The 19,228-nt window shown below is 39.1% G+C and carries 15 protein-coding genes; 7 read left to right on the plus strand and 8 right to left on the minus strand.

What is annotated here, in order from left to right:
• The first annotated feature begins 4 nt into the window (after window positions 1-4).
• From ACH3PA_RS17935 to ACH3PA_RS17955, 5 genes are all read left to right on the plus strand, one after another.
• A complete protein-coding gene (locus ACH3PA_RS17935) occupies window positions 5-187 on the plus strand; it encodes a glycosyltransferase family protein (protein WP_416448299.1) in 183 nt (60 codons plus the stop codon).
• Window positions 177-1,283, plus strand: coding sequence for a CgeB family protein (locus ACH3PA_RS17940; protein ID WP_416442589.1), 1,107 nt, complete (start codon window positions 177-179; stop codon window positions 1,281-1,283). The genes ACH3PA_RS17935 and ACH3PA_RS17940 overlap by 11 nt, the downstream gene beginning before the upstream one ends.
• On the plus strand, window positions 1,280-2,356 hold the full coding sequence (locus ACH3PA_RS17945) for a CgeB family protein (RefSeq protein WP_416448300.1): 1,077 nt from the start codon (window positions 1,280-1,282) through the stop codon (window positions 2,354-2,356). The genes ACH3PA_RS17940 and ACH3PA_RS17945 overlap by 4 nt, the downstream gene beginning before the upstream one ends.
• 3 nt (window positions 2,357-2,359) lie before the next feature.
• Window positions 2,360-3,157, plus strand: a complete 798-nt coding sequence (locus tag ACH3PA_RS17950; RefSeq protein ID WP_416442593.1) for a TIGR04290 family methyltransferase — start codon at window positions 2,360-2,362, stop codon at window positions 3,155-3,157.
• Between the two features lie 125 nt (window positions 3,158-3,282).
• The gene (locus tag ACH3PA_RS17955) at window positions 3,283-3,765 is read left to right on the plus strand and encodes a ferritin-like domain-containing protein (RefSeq protein ID WP_416442595.1); all 483 of its coding nucleotides are present in this window, start codon (window positions 3,283-3,285) and stop codon (window positions 3,763-3,765) included.
• 42 nt (window positions 3,766-3,807) lie between these two features.
• On the opposite strand, the gene ACH3PA_RS17960 is transcribed toward ACH3PA_RS17955, so the two are convergent.
• Both ACH3PA_RS17960 and ACH3PA_RS17965 read right to left on the minus strand, forming a co-directional pair.
• Complete coding sequence (locus ACH3PA_RS17960; protein WP_416442597.1) at window positions 3,808-5,751, minus strand: NAD(P)-binding protein; 1,944 nt, start codon at window positions 5,749-5,751, stop codon at window positions 3,808-3,810.
• A 196-nt stretch (window positions 5,752-5,947) separates the two neighbouring features.
• A complete protein-coding gene (locus ACH3PA_RS17965) occupies window positions 5,948-6,937 on the minus strand; it encodes an aldo/keto reductase (RefSeq protein ID WP_416442599.1) in 990 nt (329 codons plus the stop codon).
• Window positions 6,938-7,098: 161 nt separating this feature from the next.
• Between ACH3PA_RS17965 and ACH3PA_RS17970 the strand changes: the two genes are divergently transcribed.
• Complete coding sequence (locus tag ACH3PA_RS17970; protein ID WP_416442601.1) at window positions 7,099-8,130, plus strand: aldo/keto reductase; 1,032 nt, start codon at window positions 7,099-7,101, stop codon at window positions 8,128-8,130.
• 212 nt (window positions 8,131-8,342) lie between these two features.
• Window positions 8,343-8,717 (plus strand): hypothetical protein, encoded by a 375-nt coding sequence (locus tag ACH3PA_RS17975; protein WP_416442603.1) that lies wholly within the window; start codon window positions 8,343-8,345, stop codon window positions 8,715-8,717.
• Window positions 8,718-9,476: 759 nt separating this feature from the next.
• Here ACH3PA_RS17975 and ACH3PA_RS17980 read toward each other — a convergent pair.
• From ACH3PA_RS17980 to ACH3PA_RS18005, 6 genes are all read right to left on the minus strand, one after another.
• Window positions 9,477-10,325: an aldo/keto reductase gene (locus ACH3PA_RS17980; protein WP_416442605.1), complete on the minus strand. Its 849-nt coding sequence runs from the start codon at window positions 10,323-10,325 to the stop codon at window positions 9,477-9,479.
• A 136-nt stretch (window positions 10,326-10,461) separates the two neighbouring features.
• A complete protein-coding gene (locus tag ACH3PA_RS17985; RefSeq protein ID WP_416442607.1) occupies window positions 10,462-12,636 on the minus strand; it encodes a xanthine dehydrogenase family protein molybdopterin-binding subunit in 2,175 nt (724 codons plus the stop codon).
• A 24-nt stretch (window positions 12,637-12,660) separates the two neighbouring features.
• Window positions 12,661-13,650 (minus strand): FAD binding domain-containing protein, encoded by a 990-nt coding sequence (locus ACH3PA_RS17990; RefSeq protein ID WP_416442609.1) that lies wholly within the window; start codon window positions 13,648-13,650, stop codon window positions 12,661-12,663.
• Between the two features lie 92 nt (window positions 13,651-13,742).
• Complete coding sequence (locus ACH3PA_RS17995; protein ID WP_416442611.1) at window positions 13,743-14,549, minus strand: 2Fe-2S iron-sulfur cluster-binding protein; 807 nt, start codon at window positions 14,547-14,549, stop codon at window positions 13,743-13,745.
• 214 nt (window positions 14,550-14,763) lie between these two features.
• Window positions 14,764-16,464, minus strand: a complete 1,701-nt coding sequence (locus ACH3PA_RS18000) for an efflux RND transporter periplasmic adaptor subunit (RefSeq protein WP_416442613.1) — start codon at window positions 16,462-16,464, stop codon at window positions 14,764-14,766.
• 12 nt (window positions 16,465-16,476) lie between these two features.
• Window positions 16,477-19,218, minus strand: a complete 2,742-nt coding sequence (locus tag ACH3PA_RS18005) for a heavy metal translocating P-type ATPase (protein ID WP_416442615.1) — start codon at window positions 19,216-19,218, stop codon at window positions 16,477-16,479.
• Between the last annotated feature and the right edge of the window lie 10 nt (window positions 19,219-19,228).

The following is a 19,228-nucleotide window of genomic DNA, read 5'->3' on the forward strand; positions in this document are numbered from 1 at the left end:
TGATATGGGATATAGAATTGCAGAGGTGCTTAAAAGTGCACAACTCGCGCAAAGCCTTTCTAATAATGGGTATCAAACAATTTTAAATAAACATACATGTGCTCACAGAGTAGATGAGCTTGAGGCCATTTTAAATCAAATTGAATCGCCATTAGTTAATAAAATGAGAATTAATCATGGAAAATAGTAATCTTAAAATAGCCTTTTTTGGTTCAAGCATAGTTTCTGCATATTGGAATGGTGCTGCAACATATTATCGTGGTATTGTAAAAGCATTGCACAAAATGGGGCACCGGGTGACTTTTTATGAACCTGATATATATGAAAGACAAAAGCATCGTGATATTGACGATCCACATTGGTGTAAGGTCATCATTTACGAGGATGATAAGGTTACCCTTCGCGGCCTGTTAAGAAAGGCTCAGGAAGAAGCAGACGTTATAATAAAGACCAGTGGTGTAGGAGTTTTTGATGAATTTTTAGAAGAAGAAATCGCACATATGAAACGCGATGATAATCTTATTATATTTTGGGATGTAGATGCACCAGCAACTCTTGATAGATTAGAAACTCATGCTAACGATCCTTTTCATAAACTTATACCACTTTATGATCTTATCCTGACCTATGGTGGCGGTAGACCAGTAATCGATGCTTATTTTAAAAATGGTGCGCAAAAATGTATTCCAATATATAATGCTTTAGATATAGACACACATTTTCCTGTTTCACCACAAGCACACTATAAAGGAGCTCTCTCTTTTTTAGGCAATAGATTACCAGACAGAGAAAAAAGAGTAGAAACCTTCTTTATACGACCTGCAGCAAATCTTCCGGATTACAAATTTATTCTAGGCGGGAGTGGCTGGGCAGATAAAGAATTACCAGATAATATCTCCTATGTAGGTCATGTATACACTAAAGATCATAACGCCTTTAACTGCTCCCCGCTTGCTATTCTTAACATAAGCAGGGATAGCATGGCTAAGTATGGATTTTCTCCCGCTACCAGAGTTTTTGAAGCGGCAGGCGCGGGCGCATGTATAATTACAGATTACTGGAAAGGGATAGAAACCTTTTTCACACCTGAAAAAGAGATACTCATTGCAAAAGACGGTAAAGACATAGAAGAAATAATAGAAAATCTTACTCCAGAAAAGGCAAAAGAAATTGGGCAGGCTGCATTTAAGAAAGTTATAGGCATTCATACCTACGCTCACCGAGCCCAATTGCTGGAAGAAGTAATTCAACTCAATCTCCAACCATCAAAACCTAAAATATGAAAATTGTGATAATAGGTCTTTCTATTACCTCTTCGTGGGGTAATGGTCACGCAACAACTTACAGATCTCTTTTAAAGCAACTTGCAGCACGTGGTCATAAAATAACTTTTTTTGAAAAAGATATGTCCTACTATGCTCAAAACAGAGATATGCCTCAACCTGCCTTTTGTGATCTTTTTTTATATAACTCTAATGAGGAGCTAAAAACAAACTATAAGCATATAGTTTCATCTGCAGATGTAGTAATTGTGGGTTCTTACGTGCAACAAGGTGTTGAAATTGGATCTTGGGTTAATCACGTTGCACAGGGTGTAACAGCTTTCTATGATATTGACACCCCTGTGACTCTGGCAAAACTTAAGAAGCAGGATTATGAATACCTGCATCCTGAACTAATACCTCAGTATGATCTTTACTTATCATTTTCTGGAGGCCCCATATTAACACAACTGGAAGAAAAATTTAAATCTCCCATGGCCAGAGCTTTATACTGTTCTGTAGATACAGATCTTTATTATCCTGAGAACAGAGAACCCAATTATCAAATGGGATATTTAGGTACTTACAGTCCAGATCGACAACCTGCTGTAGAAAAATTATTAAATAAAACGGCTTCTATTTATAAAGAAGGAAAATTTGTAGTTGCGGGACCTCAATATCCTAATGATATTAAGTGGTCTACTAACGTAGAACGTATACAACATCTTCCTCCCATTGAGCACCGCAAATTTTACAACTCACAAAAATATGCTCTCAATATTACCCGTGCAGATATGGTTAAAGCTGGTTACTCGCCTAGTGTAAGACTTTTTGAAGCAGCTGCATGTGCAGTTCCCGTTATTTCAGATAAATGGGATGGAATTCAAACTTTTTTTGACCCGGATTCAGAAATTCTTCTCGCAGATTCTACACAGGAAGTTCTTGATTACTTTAACTCAATTTCAGAACAAGACCGCAAACAAATTGGTAAAAATGCGAGGCAACACATCCTTAATCAGCACAGTTCTACGGTAAGGGCTTACGAACTCGAAAAATATTTACATCAGGTCATGCAACTTTCAGAAAAATCATAAAACGTGGATACACAAGAAAGAATACAGGCTTTATCTCCGTGGTTTCACAATATTCACTTACCTGAGGGTCATCAAACCGCTCCTGATCATTTTTTAGGAGATTTCCCTTCATTTAAATGGAATAAAATAAAAGATCATATTCCTGAAGACCTAAATGGATGGAAGGTTCTTGACATAGGCTGTAATGCCGGTTTTTACAGTATAGAACTTGCAAAACGCGGCGCTCATGTTACTGCCATAGACCTTGACGAGCATTATTTAAAACAGGCGAAATGGGTAGCCTCTATGTTTGATCTTGAGGATCGTATAACTTTTAAGCAACAGCAAATTTATGATCTCGCTCACTCATCAGATGAATTTGATCTTATCTGGTTTATGGGTGTGTTCTACCATCTGCGTTATCCTCTCCTGGCGTTAGACATTATTTCGCAAAGAGCGAAGAATTTAATGGTTTTCCAGACCTTGTCCCTTCCTGGTTCAGAAGAGATGGTTGTTCCCGACGATGTTCCCTTTCATAAAAGAGAAATTATGACATCAGGAGCATGGCCTTCTATGGCATTTATACCGAATAAATTAGCTGGCGACCCTACTAACTGGTGGGCACCTAATCACCAGGGAATTCTCTCACTACTAAAAAATTGTGGCTTTAAATATCTTTCTATGCCCGAGGACGAAACATATCTAGTGAGCCGTAACACCACAGGCAGAACAGCTCTTGAAATATGGAACCGTTCTGAATACCTTGCTGCTACAGGGCAGGAATGGCAATTAGAAATTAATACTAAAACAAAGAAATTTTAAAAAATAGCCTTTAAAAACAAAATTTAAAGAGGAGAACTTTAGCAAATGCTTATTATATGTTTAACAGAAATATCTGAAATGTATGCATAACTTAGAGTTATAACAACAAATAAAAAAATTACGACATGAAAACCTTACAAGATTTATTTGAACATCAGTTAAAAGACTTATACAGTGCAGAAACTCAACTTATAGAGGCACTCCCTAAAATGGCAAAAACTGCAAAAGACAAGAAACTAAAGAAAGCCTTTGAAGACCATCTGGAAGAAACTAAAACTCACAAAAAAAGACTTGAAGAAGTGTGTGATGAAATAGGCATAAAGCCTACCGGAGAGGAATGCAAAGCTATGAAAGGCTTGATTAAAGAAGCTGAAGATTTTATTAAAGAAGATGCTGATGACGATGTGAAGGATGCCGGTCTTATTGCTGAAGCTCAACGGGTAGAACATTATGAGATTTCAGGATACGGTACCGTAATTCGTTATGCAAAAGAACTTGGTCATGATAAAGTAGTTAAGATTCTTGTGAAAACTCTTGACGAAGAATATAAAGCCGACGAAGATCTAAATGAAATGGCAGAAAACAGGCTAAATGAAGAAGCTATATAAGAAGTAATGATTAGTCTGAATGAAGAATCCTGTAGCAATTTGTTACAGGATTCTTTTTTTATATAATGCTAAGGCTTGTTCTGCTGCTCGATATCCTTGACTTATCCCGCCCGTCCAGTTTTGGTGACCATTTAATTCTGAATGCCCAATTGCAATGCGCCCATAACCCGCTGCTACAATTTCACGAGGCGAGGGTTTTCCATCTTTACCATAATAAAAACCTGGTGGTTGAGCTAGTCTAGCATGTCCCCATCGGTTTAAAGTTATTCCCGCAATATCCTTTTCTGCGTTAAATCCTGATTCACCAAATTGCTCTGTCATTTGCTCAATAAGCTGTTTCTCATATTCTTCAAATGTGGTTCCAAAGATTTTGTATCGCGCATTTACAGTCTGCTCTTTCAATGGTAAACCGGGTGAATAACAACCCATGTAAAAAGTAAGTATTACAGGTTTGTCAGGATGAAGTGGAGGATTGTAATCGCCTATGACCATCGTCTTTCTAATATTGCAGGAAAATCCAAAACCGTCATTAAACCATTGCGCAGCTGTAATTCCTTTTTCATACATAAATCGCCAGTTAGTCAATGCAACATTGGCGATCATGGCGGGAGCGTAATTAAACTCGCTATATGCATCTTTTATAGCTGCAGGTAAATCTCGTAGAACATGCTTGTTGATCCACCCTCCGGAAGCCATAACAACAGATCTTGCTTTTACGGTATAAGGTTTTCCCTCTTTTTCATAAGTTATCTGTACATAATCAGCTCCTTCTATATCTCCCATATGCTCAACGCGAACAACAGTAGCGCCTAATCGCATGCGTACTTTGTTCTCTTCTTTATCCAGCGCCTCAAAATTAACCTGTTTATTAATTACATCATTAAAGCTGTTACTTCCACCTATAGAATCAGGAATTAGGTCTTTAATAAAATACCGTGCAAAAGCACTATTCCCTCCTGGAAACGAAAGTGGCGAAGCCGCATCTTTACCTCTTGATCTTCCGGTAGCAGGCATACCTACCTGTGCAGCGGCAAAAGCCGAAACCGCATTAGGGCTTGCGCCATTTATTAAGCCAATAATTGGCTCTGCTTGTTTTGTTGCTTCAGAAGATAATTTCAATTCTTTTTCAAGATAGTCTTTGTAAGACATTCCATCCAGTTTGCGCAAATACTCTTCACTCCTCTCTGTATTATTATAATATCTCCATTTAAGTAAATCTGCTTTTGTTTCTTCACTGTAAGGTGAATTCTCCAGATCCTGCCGCCACATATTGTTGACCCACTGCGGCTTTTCTGTTTTATTTTCATTGAAATAATAACCCACATCAACAGCAGATTCTGCAATACCGGTCATGTGCGCATAATTATCAAGTCCAAATTTTAATGGCTTTAGAACTTCATCCCACTTTTGAAATGCAAACTCTCTGGGAATATTCAATTCGTCAAAAAGTTTGTCTGTCATTGACCCTGATCCTTTTCGTGGCACGCCAAAATCATTAGATCCCTGCGGCCCTATTAAATGAATTCCATTTACTACAAATTCATTCCGTTTGGCTTCCCCACCAAAAATGGGATGATTCTCAAGAATGAGACATTTTTGTTCTGCGGTAGCGTTCTTCTTAAAATAGTGAGCCGCGCCCAGACCACTCATACCGCCGCCTACTATTAGCATATCATATATTTCCCCTGTTTCATTAATCGCAACATCTGCATCATATAAGCCGTCTCGCACTTTGTGAGCAGCTTCCATTACTTTCCTCGTGTTTCCAGATGACTGCGCATAATCGCCCACAGCACCATAGCCATTCCAGGAATCTTTAGCTATTGGTTTTAAAGCTGGGTCTTCTGCACACCCAATACTTGTTAGAGCAGTTGCACCACCCAACATTACGCCAGCGGTACCTAGAAATGAGGTGTTAATAAAATCACGGCGGCTAAAAAAGGGGCATTGATCTATAGATTTATCAGAAGAATCTTTGGGTTTCATATTAAAAATGGTCAGGATTAGGACCAAATCTAGTAATTCTAAACTATTTTAAACCAGCACCTGATAAATGGCTTTTTACCACAACTAAAATTTTAAGAATATGTCGATTTTTCCATTAAAAAAGCCGATTTCTTTATAAAATCGGCCGTTTTTTAAACAGTCTGACAAGGGGAAAATGCCAGCTTTTACTTAGAACTTAATTTTTATCGACTAGTTTATAATTGTCCTCGCTATATCGATCACCTGTATTGGGATATTTTTTGAGTAGATCTTCAATCTCCTGTTGTTTTTCTTTAGAAATAGAAACATCTACAGCAGCAGCATTCTCCTCAAGGTATTTTCTCTTTTTGGTTCCGGGAATCGGGATAATATTCTCCCCTTGATGCAGCACCCACGCAATTGCCAATTGCGCAGGTGTGCAACCAATATCTTCAGCGATACCTGCAAATCCTGCGGCTAATTTGCTGTTATTCTCGGCATATTCCTGTTGGTATCGCGGTAAGGATTTTCTAAAATCACCCTCTTTTAATTCAGAAACATCAAGTTTGTTTGTAACTAAACCACGTGCTAGCGGACTAAAAGGAATAAATGAGATTTTAAGCTCTTTGCACAACGGCAGTATTTCATCTTCTACTCCGCGAGTCAATAAAGAATACTCACTTTGCAAAGCAGTAATTTGGTGCTCATTATGTGCCCTAATGATCGAATTTTTAGAAGCTTCAGATAAACCTATATACTTAACTTTCCCCTCTTTTACGAGATCTGCCATTGCGCCTACTGTATCTTCGACAGGTACATCTGGATCAATGCGATGTGCGTAATACAGATCTATATAATCAGTTTTTAAGCGTTTCAGGCTGGCTTCTACCGCTTTCTTTACATAGGCAGGTGAGCCATCAAATTTTGTATAATTACCATGATCTTCAAGTTGAAACCCGAATTTAGTCGCCAGAAATATCTTATCCCGATTCGGTTTTAATACTTCAGAAATAAGTTCTTCATTTTTACCTTTTCCATAAATATCTGCAGTGTCCCAAAAGGTCACTCCTAATTCCATTGCTTTATGTAAAGTAGCGATCGATTCTTTGTCATTGGGTTCTCCATATGCATGGCTCATACCCATACATCCCAATCCCATTGCAGATACTTCTTCGCTGGTATTTCCTATTTTTTTGTACTTCATCATCTTTCTTTTTAAGGTTTATATAAAGCTAATCAATGTTTACAGGTTCATAACCGCTGCTTCTTATAATATTGCCATAAAACGGTCAAAACGAAATATTAAAGTTCTGCATGAGAGTGATCTGCTTCATAACTTTATGATATTAAGAATCCAAAAATTATACTATGAATTCAAACGAAAATAAAAAACACTATCAATTACCGCATGACTTTGGTATGGGCGGCGTTTCACTAGGAAACGAGTTTGAACCCGTAACAGATGAAGAAGCTCATGCAACTTTAAAAACCGCCTGGGATGAAGGCGTACGTTATTATGACGTGGCGCCCTGGTATGGTCTCGGACTTTCAGAAAGACGCTACGGCTATTTTCTACATAATAAACCACGTAAAGAATATGTGATTTCTTCTAAAGTAGGTAAGCTTTTAAAAGCTTCAAAAAATGTGGTGACAGAGAAAGGGCCTTTCCCATTTTCACCATCACCTAACTCGGTAACTTTTGATTATTCGGCTTCCGGAATTCGTCGTTCTATTGAAGATAGTTTGCAACGATTAGGAATAGATAGTCTTGACATTGCATACGTTCATGATCTGTCTTCAGATAACCCGCTTTTTAAAGAAGGTGAATGGCTAGAACATTTTGAAGTAGCTAAAAAAGGAGCTTTTCCTGAGCTTACTAAAATGCGGGAAGAAGGCATTATTAAAGGTTGGGGATTAGGTGTAAATACGCCTGAACCTATAATGAAAGCACTAGATGTTGCAGATCCTGATATCTTCCTGTTTGCTGCCCAATATTCTTTAATGGATCATGAGAATGCGATTGAAGAAATATTTCCTGCAATTCGCAAGCATGGGGCTTCTCTGGTAATGGGATCTAACCTCAACGCGGGTTATCTTTCCGGCAGCGACCGTTATAATTACGGACCTAAAATTCCGGATTTTGCACAAGAAAAACGGGAAAAATTAAGAAAAATCGCCGCTGCTCATAATGTAGATCTAAGAACAGCCGCTTTACAATTTGCCTCATTTCCTGATGTGGCGACAGCCATCGTTCCCGGTATGCATACTCCGCAACAAGTGAAAGAAAATCTGGCTTCTATGAAAACTAAAATTCCTGCTGATTTCTGGCAGGAATTGAAAGCTGAAAGGCTGATTCATCAAGATGCACCAACTGAAAAACAAGTGCTTACAGAAGCTTAGTTTATAGAGAGGGTCTTTCCTCAAAATTAAAAATAAAGGCTGTTTAAAGTAGATATTCGTCAACCTGAACTGTCATACTGAGCTTGTCGAAGTGTGTTTTCAGGTTTCCATCAAATATAGTGAGATTCCGAAATAAATTCGGAATGACGTTTCTCTTTTAAACCAGCCTTTTTAATTTTCAATTATCAGATTCTAACATCAAATTATCTACCATGAAAAAATTACTACTTCTTGCCGCATTTATTTTATTTGCCTTTTCGGCGAAAGCTCAAACTGAAGTGAAGAACGACAGTATTATGATCACCATCTTTCTGAAACATCAACAGGATAAAAGCCTGGATTCTATTCAGAAAAATTTAGAGAAAACTAAATTCTGGGAGAATTTCCCGCCTAAAAGTGCAAAGGTAGTTTCGTGGTATGTGATGATGGGCATTGGTCAGGTTGTAACAGTAAGGATTCCGGCAGCAGACCTGCGCAAACTAAACCTTTCCATAGAGCATGGTGCCTGGAGTGCTTTTGATACGGAATTCTATCCTACATATGATTTTAAACCTATTTACGAGGAAAACTATGGAAAAGATAAATAATCATATGTTATAGATTAAATTTTTTTTAATGGATATTGTAATCTTCCAAATAAGTTTCCAGGTACATATGTCACAAATAAAAATCTCAAAATCGACGATGTTTCTGAGCTAATATTTTCCAAATAAAATCTTTAGCTCCTTCTTACTATCTAGGATAAAATGACATCCTCCATATTCACCAAAAGAAAGTCCATTTTCTTCATCAATAACTAAAATTTTTTAGAACCTAAAATAATGTTAGATTTCGTTAGAGTATCAAATTTGGAAAGGAAAAAATTATATAAATCTTCTATATCATTAGGAGTTGCTTGAAATCCTATTGTGCATTTTGATTTTAGATTTCTGATTCAACAGAGAAATTGTAGAAAATTTTATTCGAAACCTTGTTCAAACTCATCCCAAAAGTAGATCCTATCACTTCAACCTCTCTAGTCTCGTCCGGAATAATAACTTGTCCACATGCTTTGTCGGATGAAATCCAAATTCAACTGAGTATTAAAATTTGTTTCACAAAAAATACTTTTTTTATATCATTTTTTTTTAATTCAACTTTTGCATTTGGGAGCATTTTAATAATAAAGGGAATTTCTCTTAATTATCCATTGTATATTAATACCATAAATTACTAAATATATGTTACTAATCATTTGTCCTAATATTAACAATCGAACAGCTAGAGGCAAGGCAAATCCAACTTTCTATGAAATCATAAAAAAACCGGGTAAAATACCCGGTTTTTCGCGTTTTAAAGTTAAAAATCTACTGCTTAGATAAGGTTTCAAATTCCTCATCTGTTAGTTCGATCTCTGTAGCTTTAATATTACTTGCCAAATGATCCAGTGATTTTGTTCCCGGAATTAGCAGAATATTATCAGACCGTTTTAATAACCAAGCCAAAGCAATTTGAGCAATAGTTGCGTCATGCTTTTCGGCTATCGATTTGATCTTTTCCTTCATTTTATCAGGTCCTGAAGCTAAAGGAAACCAAGGAATAAAGGCTAATCCGTTTGCAGCAGTATAATCTAATACATCTTCCCCTTGGCGATCGCCAAGGTTATACTGATTCTGCACTGAAACGATTGGCAAAATTTCCTGAACTTTTTTGATTTGATCAACTGTAACTTCAGACAGACCTACGTATTTTATTTTGCCCGCAGCTACCGCATGAATGACCGGTTGCAGTGTTTCCTCAACATCTACATTAGGATCTATACGGTGTAATTGCCACAGATCAATCTGACCAATTTTTAAACGCTTTAAACTTCCGTCAATGCGTTCTCTTATGTGATCAGGATGACCATTGGGTTCCCACTGGTTTGGCCCAGGTCGTTCAAGTCCGGCCTTTGTTGCTATAACCAGATCTTGCTTGTAGGGATATAAAGCATCCTGTATCAATTCTTCATTAGTAAAAGGTCCATAAGAGTCTGCTGTATCGATAAAATTCACCCCACTTTCTACTGCTTTTTGGAGGATTTTTATCGCATTTTCGCGGTTTTCTACATCGCCCCAAACTCCTTCTCCGGTAAGTTGCATTCCTCCATAACCCAATCGGTTTACTTCAAGATCGCCTCCTATTTTATACTTTAAATTTACTTTTTCCTGTATCATAATCTTTCTTTTTAATTAAACTCAAATTTTGAAACGAGTCATGCTAAAGTATTATCAGCTTCTCGTCCCATTACTTTAATATCTTCATTGTAAGTATAAAAGTTACCCTGAAATAAATTCAGCGCAAGTACTATACTTAAGCGGTTTGTACTTTCATTTTTGTCAATTTTTCAGGTGTTATTGGCAAGTCCCGTACTCGTTTTCCGGTAGCGTTAAATACGGCATTTGCGATCGCAGCACCCACACTTGTTATTCCCAGTTCACCTATACCTTTTACTCCTAACGGATTTGCGATCTTATCTTCTTCCGGAATAAAGATTACTTCAATATCTGCTAGATCAAGGTTCACTGGCACATGATAATCTGCAAGTGTTCTGGTAATAAAATTGCCATAATTAGGCTCTACAATACTATGTTCTGTAAGTGCCATTCCCAATCCCCAGGTTATTCCGCCAATTACCTGCGAATAAGCTGTTTTGGGATTTAATATTTTTCCGGCGGAAGCCGTATTAATATATTTTTTCAAGCGAACCATTCCTGTATCTTCATCAACCCAAACTTCGGCAAAGTTGGCGCCAAATGAATAAACTGAATGATCCTCAAATTCTGAAGATGGTTCTGCAACACCGGCTGCGGTTAATGAATTTACGTTCTTGGCCTTCATCAATTCTGCTGTAGAAGCATCTTCACCCAAAGATGTATTTTCACGAAGCTTGTCTTTCGCAGCCGTACAAGCCGCGTAAGTTGCATTTGTATAACAAGCCGCGCCCCATGAACCACCTGAACCAGGAGTCACCGGATATTTAGAATCACCAAGATTAACCGTCACCTGCTCAACCGGAATATCAAGATATTCAGCGGCTGTTTGCGCTACAATCGTATAACTTCCTGTACCTATATCTGTACCATCAAGTTCTACTGTGGCATGAATTGTATCACCATCACGATCAAGTATAACTTTTGCATTTGTTTTGCTGTAAGGTGATTTACGGGATGAAGCGGCCATACCATAACCTACCAGCCAATTACCGTTGCGATTACTTCTGGGTTCCTGCTTCCATTTATCTTTCCAGCCAAAGCGCTCTGCTCCTATTTTTAAACATTCTATAAGTAATCTTGAAGAATACGGTTTGTCTGTACTTAGATCTTTTTGGGTATCATTTTTTATACGAAACTCAACCGGATCCATTTTTAGGGCATACGCCAACTCGTCCATAGCCGATTCTAAAGCAAAACTTCCAGGAGCTTCTCCAGGTGCCCGCATCCACCGTGGTGAGGGTAAATTAAGCGTCATTAATCTGTGTGTTACCAAAGAATTAGGCGGGCCATATAAAGTTCTTGAAATTGATCCTGATTGCTCCTGAAATTCTTCATAAGTAGAAGTTTGTGCGACAGTTTGATGAGAAAGCGCAAGCAATTTACCATCCTTATCTGCACCCAGTCTCATATACTGTCTGTTGTGCTGACGATAACCCACATGTGTGAACATTCCTTGTCTGGTAACGGTAAGTTGAACCGGGCGACCCACCATTTTTGAAGCGAGTATCCCCAAAGTTGCATGCTCACGAGCTTGTAATTTTGAACCAAAACCACCACCAATATAAGGTGTAATCACTCTAACATTATCCTTTGGTATCATAAAGGTTTCTGCAATTGTGGTTACTGCATTATCTACCATTTGTGTAGATAAATATGCCTTTACCTCTCCATTTTCCCAAGAAGCTATTATCGCATGCAGTTCCATAGGATGGTGATGCTCAATAGGTGTGTTATATTCTGCTTCTATAGTAACCGCAGAGTCTGCCAGGCCTTGCTCAACATCTCCCCAACTCGTATCTGTTTTTGCCCCTGAATTTATATTTTCCGGTTTATACGCATCCTTTTCGTGCTTGTCAAAAATAGATTTGGGTTCATCTTCTTCATAACTAAATTTTACCAGTCTGGCAGCATACTGAGCCTGCTCAAAAGTTTCTGCAACTACAGCCCCTATAAACTCACCAAAATAGTGAATCTTAGGCGTCTGCAACACAGGTGACAGACCATCAGTACTTGGCACCGGCATCTCTTCACTAAAAGTCTTTAGTTTATCAGCATTTTGGTACGTAATAATTTTAAGCACACCGGGTTGTTTTTCGGCCTCACTGGTACCTACTCCGGTAATTCGCCCCGCTGAGATCGTACTGCTCAGCCCCTGGGCATAGACCATATTATCAACATGGAACTCGGTGCAATACTTAGCCATTCCCGTCACCTTTAATCGACCGTCTACTCTATTTATGGCTTCGCCAATTCCTGTATTATTTGTATTCATGATTTTTTCTTTTTTTTAGTGGAATTATGCTCTGGCATTTGCCTGTTCTAAAGCTCTTATTATCGCGCGTTTGCCCAGCGGAATCTTATATTCATTCTGATCAAGCGGTTTTGCATCTTCAAAGGCTAATTCTGCTGCCTGTTCAAAGGTTTCGGTTGTGGCGGCTTTTCCCTGAAGAAATTTTTCCACATTGGCCAACTTCCACGGTTTATGTGCTACGCGACCCATTGCAAGCGCTGCACGCGAAATTGTATTTCCTTCTACCTGCAATCCTGCAGCGACAGACACTATAGCAAAAGCATAGCTTGATCGCTCCCTGATCTTTAAATAGTAATACTTATCTGAAAAATAAGGTTCCGGCAGATCTATAGAAGTTATAAGTTCGCCAGGTTCCAGATTTGTGTCTTTTTCCGGGTGGTCTCCGGGTAAACGGTGAAAATCTACAAAAGGAATTTTTCGGCTTGAGCCATCAGGTTTTTGAACATTTACGGTAGCTTCAAGTGCAGTTAATGCCACACACATATCTGAAGGATGTGTAGCTACGCAGCTTTCACTCCACCCAAAAATAGCATGCAATCTGTTCACACCTTTTAAAGCGCCGCAACCAGAACCGGGATCACGTTTATTACAAGGCATTGCGGTGTCATAGAAATAAGAGCAGCGGGTGCGTTGTAATAAATTCCCGCCATTTGTGGCCATGTTTCTTATCTGCTCTGTTGCAGCAGAAAGCATCGCCATAGATAGCAGCGGATAATTCTTTCGCACTGTAGCGTGATTTGCTGTATCTGTATTGCTAACCGCAGCGCCAAGGGACAATCCACCGGAAGCTGTGGGTTCAATTTTGTTATTGGGTAGATCTGCCACATAAACCAAGGCGTCCGGTCTTTCTACATCTTCTTTCATCAAGTCGATAAGATTAGTACCGCCGCCCAGATATTTTGTATTGGGAGTGCCGCTGTAAGACTTAAGTGCTTCAGTCTCACTTGCCGCGTTTGTATATTTAAATGGTCTCATGAAGTTAGTTTTTTGCCGCTTTTAGATCGATTTTTGATCTATTTAGGCGGATTTTTTAGTTTTTCGCAGAAATGCGAAATTTGTGAAGAATCTTACGATTCTGAAGTTCTGCTTCTTTCCAGTTCTTCGTTAGATGCAAACGTCCACTTAGGCCATTCATCGCTACCGCCGTTTACTTCCCGCACAGCCTGAACTATATTATTATAAGCACCGCAGCGGCAAATGTTACCAGACATGCGTTCTCTTATTTCTTCTTCAGAAAGTTTGAGGTTTTCTTTGGTTTGCCTAACGTCTTCGGTCACATAACTTACTTCGCCACGTTCTGCTTCATCAAGTAAAGCGACTGCTGAGCAAATTTGACCGGGTGTACAATAACCGCATTGAAAACCATCATGTTTTAAGAAAGCTTCCTGCATGGGGTGCAGTTTATTCCCTTCTGCAAGCCCTTCTACGGTTTTGATTTCTTTGTCTTTGCAAGTGGCAGCAAGAGTAAGACAGGAAAGTTTGCGTTTACCATCAATTATTACCGTGCACGCACCGCACTGACCATGATCGCAACCTTTTTTAGTACCCATAAGTTCTAGTCTTTCGCGCAAAGCATCAAGAAGCGACATTCTGGAATCTATTGTAAGGGGTTTTGAAGTATTATTTACCTGAAGATTTACCTTAACAGCATTTAGTAAAAAATCCGGATCAATATCCGGAATACCTTTGGGAGCATTTTCAAAAACATCTGAAGTGAAATATGGCATCGCAGCAAGACTTAAGCTAGCGGCTGACATTTGCCCCAGAAAGTTACGCCTGGAATTACCAAAAATGCCCAGCTCATCAAGAAGACGCTCTTCGTCTTCGCTCATTCTCTCTGAAGCCGTTTTTTTATTATTGTCAAAATCATTCATGTTGACTATTGGTTTTAATTATAGTTGGGATCTATTGCTTTGAGCTTTAAATTACCCATTAAAACCTTTATCCTGAATGTAATTTTCTATTTTAGAATTTAATTAACAGCGGCATTAAGAGAAATTATAGGAATTGAAGATTATTCCTACTATTGGTATTGAAAACTATTTATTACTATAAAAAATCGCTATAACAAAGTAATTAATTTCTATATTACTTAGCTATAGTTTTTATCACACTACCACAATTAAGCATAGCTTCACCAAAGTAAGGATTGCGTACCTCTCGCTCTTTACTCAGCCAGCTCGCTCCCTCACTATTATTTGCCATAGGGCATTTTTGTACAAATAAAGTGTCGTTATATGAATTTAGATTTTCTGCAAGGGCTATCATATTTTCTGAAAGCTTGTAGAAGTTATCTCGCTGGATTTTAAGATCTGTACTTTTATCTATCAATGAAAGTGCTTTTGTGCTTGCATTAATATGTGATTGCAACATTTTTGATGCCGAAGCAGTATCGATTTCTTCTAACGAATTTTGCAATGTTTTTGCTTTCGCGGAAGCGAGATCAGCTTTTGAAGCAACTAAAGCATCCTTAAGTTGTAAATAAGAATCAAGTGCACCGCCTAATTTCTGCTGAAAGTCTGCCGGTAAATTCATTTTCATCCCGGGCATAGCCTCTTCTCCCGCGTTCATCATAGATTTTTTGCCCTGCAATTGTGCGGCTGCATCAACTGTAAAAGTTCCATTTGTAACAATTTCATCACCGCTACTTAAACCACTTAAAATAGTATAATTATCACCTGAAGTGTTTCCTAATTGTACTTCACGCATTTCAAAAACCGGTTCTGTATCATCAGTTTTTATATAAACCAAAGATCTTTTTCCTGTCCACATCACAGCGCTTGCGGGAACTGTAATCGCTTCTTCTGCAGATGCAACTCCGCTTATCTTTCCTTGTACAAACATTCCCGGTTTTAGAATGTTCTCTTTATTGTTCAATTCAGCTCGCACTTGTACAGTTCGTTTGCCGGTATTGAGTGACGGATCTATAAATGAAACCTTAGCATCAAAAGTTTTTGCGGGATAAGCATTTGCCGATATTTTGATCTCCTGGCCGTTTTTTAGCTGAGAAAGCTGATTTTCATAAGCATCAAAAACCGCCCAAACCGAGCTTAAATTGGCTATTCTGAAAAGTGGCTGCCCCTGCTCTACATAATCGCCTTCATTCACTAATTTCTCTGAAACTGTTCCGGAAACTGTGGCGTAAACCGGGAAGTTTTCGGTCACTTTACCCGAGTTTTCAATCTGATTTATCTGATTTTCAGAAAGTTTCCAGAGTTTTAATTTGTTGCGTACCGCTTTGTACAATTCGGGTTGTGATTCTTTTAATGAAGCTGTGGTTATTAATTCCTGCTGCGCCGCTACCAATTGCGGCGAATAGATGGTTGCAAGTCTTTGTCCCTGACGTACTTCTTCACCGGTGAAATTTACATTGAGATTTTCTATCCTTCCGGCGAAATAACTGGATTGTACGGCATTCTCTTCTTCATTCTGCTGAATTTTACCAGAAAGTGTAAGACTGTTATTACTGCTTCCGCTGCCCACAACCGTTGTCTGAATATTTGCAAGTGCCAGCGCATTCTTAGACATTTTAAACTCGTTTAGAGCCAGACCATCTGCAGCAGAACCGGCAGGAATAAGTTCCATCCCGCAAATGGGGCAATCTCCAGGTTCGGGAAGCATAATCTGCGGGTGCATAGAGCAGGTCCACATTTGGGCAGTAGCTTCTTCAATGTGATCGTGACTTTCTGTGCTTTCGCCTTGAGCGGAATCGGAACCACCAAAAAGGAAATAACCACCGATAAGGCCCACAACCACGGCCAGAACTACGTAAAATGTACTTTTATTCATTGTCTTCTTATATCAATTTAAATCTGTAGCGCGTAACCGCAGCGCATTTGCAATCACAGAAACCGAGCTAAAGCTCATCGCAACCGCTGCGATCATGGGCGAAAGCAAAATACCAAAAACTGGATATAAAACGCCTGCCGCAATAGGAATCCCAACGGAATTATAGATCAAAGCGAAAAATAAATTCTGTTTGATATTTTTCATCACTTTATCACTCAAATTCTTTGCTTTTACGATGCCATGCAAATCTCCTTTTACCAAGGTGATCGCAGCACTTTCTATCGCTACATCTGTGCCGGTTCCCATTGCAATCCCCACATCACTTTTTGCCAAAGCAGGTGCGTCATTAATACCATCGCCCGCCATTGCCACTTTTTTACCTTTATTTTGCAGGCGCTCAACTTCAGCAAGTTTGTCTTGTGGCAGCATCTCTGCTTTATAGTCTGCCAACTCCAGTTCTGTAGCCACCGCTTTTGCGGTGTCGTTATTGTCACCGGTTAGCATAATAACTGCAATGCCTTTTTCTTTTAATTCGTAAATAGCCTTTTTGCTGCTTTCTTTGATCTTATCGCCTATTACAACATAACCCACCGCTTTATTTTCTACTGCTAAAATCGGTACGGTTTTGCCCGATTTTTGAGCTTCTGCAACCGCTTTTTGAAGTTCTTCCGGGATTTTGGCATTTGCTTCGGTCATCATTTTATGATTTCCTAAAGCGACTTTTTTACCTTCTATTATTCCCGTCCCACCTTTTCCGGAAACAGCTTTAAAATCAGCTGCTTCCAGTAATGTAATTCCTTTTTCTTTGGCATAATTAACGGTAGCCGCAGCCAGCGAATGTTCACTTTTGCTATTCAGCGAAAAAATATATTTTAAAACCTCATCTTCATTAAAATCAGCTGAAGAGCCTACTCGTTCTACCGAAGGTTTTCCTTCTGTGATCGTACCGGTTTTATCAATAATAAGGGTGTCAATCTTATTCATTTTCTCTAAAGCTTCGGCATTTTTGATCAAAACTCCGTTTTGAGCACCTTTACCCACACCAACCATTACAGACATAGGTGTGGCTAATCCCAGCGCACACGGGCAAGCGATGATCAACACCGCAATCGCGTTTACAAGGGCAAAAACATATTTAGGATCGGGGCCAAAAACCACCCAAGCGATAAAGGTTAATAACGAAATCAAGACGACAACAGGAACAAAATAACCTGAAATACGATCAGCTAATTTTTGAATAGGAGCCTGACTGCGGCTGGCTTTATTTACCATTTCCACAATCTGCGAAAGCAAAGTTTCTGAACCTACTTTTTCAGCTTTCATAACAAAAGACTGATTACCGTTAATGGTTCCGGAACGGACTTCATCACCTTCTGCTTTGTCAACAGGAATAGGTTCGCCCGTTATCATTGCCTCATCAACAGAGGTTTCACCTTCTGTAATTACACCATCTACCGGAATTTTTTCACCCGGTTTTACGCGCAAAAGATCTCCTTTTACGATCTTATCGATAGCTATTTCTTCTTCTTTACCATCTACAATTCGAACTGCTTTTGACGGTGCAAGTTTGAGCAATTCTTTTACCGCGGAATTTGTTTTTGTATGCGCTCGTGCTTCAAGAACCTGACCTAATAGAACCAAAGTGAGAATTACGGTCGCAGCTTCAAAATAGACGTGCACCGTTCCTGCTTCGGTTTTAAATTGAGGCGGAAAAAAATCGGGCATAAGTAGGCCAAAAACGCTGAAAAGCCATGCAATACCAGAACCTATTCCTATTAAGGTAAACATGTTTAGATTCCATGTTTTGACTGAACGATATGCTCTCTCAAAGAACATCCAGGCAGCGTAAAAAACTACGGGTAGTGAAAGAGCAAATTGTACCCAGTTCCAGTATTGTAAATCCAGTATATTATAAATAGGATTATTAGCCAGCATATCTGACATGGCGATCAAAAACACCGGAACAGTAAAAGCTACCGCTATCCAGAACTTTCTAAGTAATTTTTTATAGCCTTTTTCTTCAGCCGAAATATCGGGTTCCATAGGGACGAGATCCATCCCACAGATGGGGCAAGAACCAGGCTCATCTTCTACAATCTCCGGATGCATGGGGCAGGTGTATTGCGTAGCAGAGTAAGAAGCAGCACTCACTTCTTCTACCAGATCCATCCCGCAGACTGGGCAATCTCCCGCTTTATCATAAGTTTTATCTCCCTCACAGTGCATGGGGCAGTAAAATTTTCCCGTCCCCCCAACGTGGGCTCTTTCTTTATCTGAATTACCACTCTCACTCCTCCCCTTTGGGTGGGGATTTTCTCCTGGAGCAGATATTTTATAATGCCCGCCATCTGCTTCAAATTTTTGCTGAAAAGTTTCCAGCTTAATATGAGAGCTCATTTCAACTTCTGCTTCTCCTTTTTCCAGATCAACAACTGCGTTTGTCACTCCGGGAGTTTCCTTCAACATGTGTTCCACATGACTTTTACAACCATTGCAGGTCATTCCGGCAACGGCGTACGTATGTTTCATTTTATGATCTTCTTCTGGTAACGAAATACTATATCGCCCGCCATCATCCTGTAACGCCTTTTTGAAGGTTTCTATAGGAATATGAGATTCCATTTCAATGACCGCTTCTTCCTTTTCCAGATCAACCTGCGCTTTAGAAACTCCTTCAACATGAGCAAGCGTATTTTCTACATGGCTACGACAGCCGTTGCAGGTCATTCCGGATATTTTATATGTGTGTTTCATTTTCCCACCA

The organism is Leeuwenhoekiella sp. A2, from assembly GCF_047946655.1.
In the GTDB taxonomy this organism is placed as follows: domain Bacteria; phylum Bacteroidota; class Bacteroidia; order Flavobacteriales; family Flavobacteriaceae; genus Leeuwenhoekiella.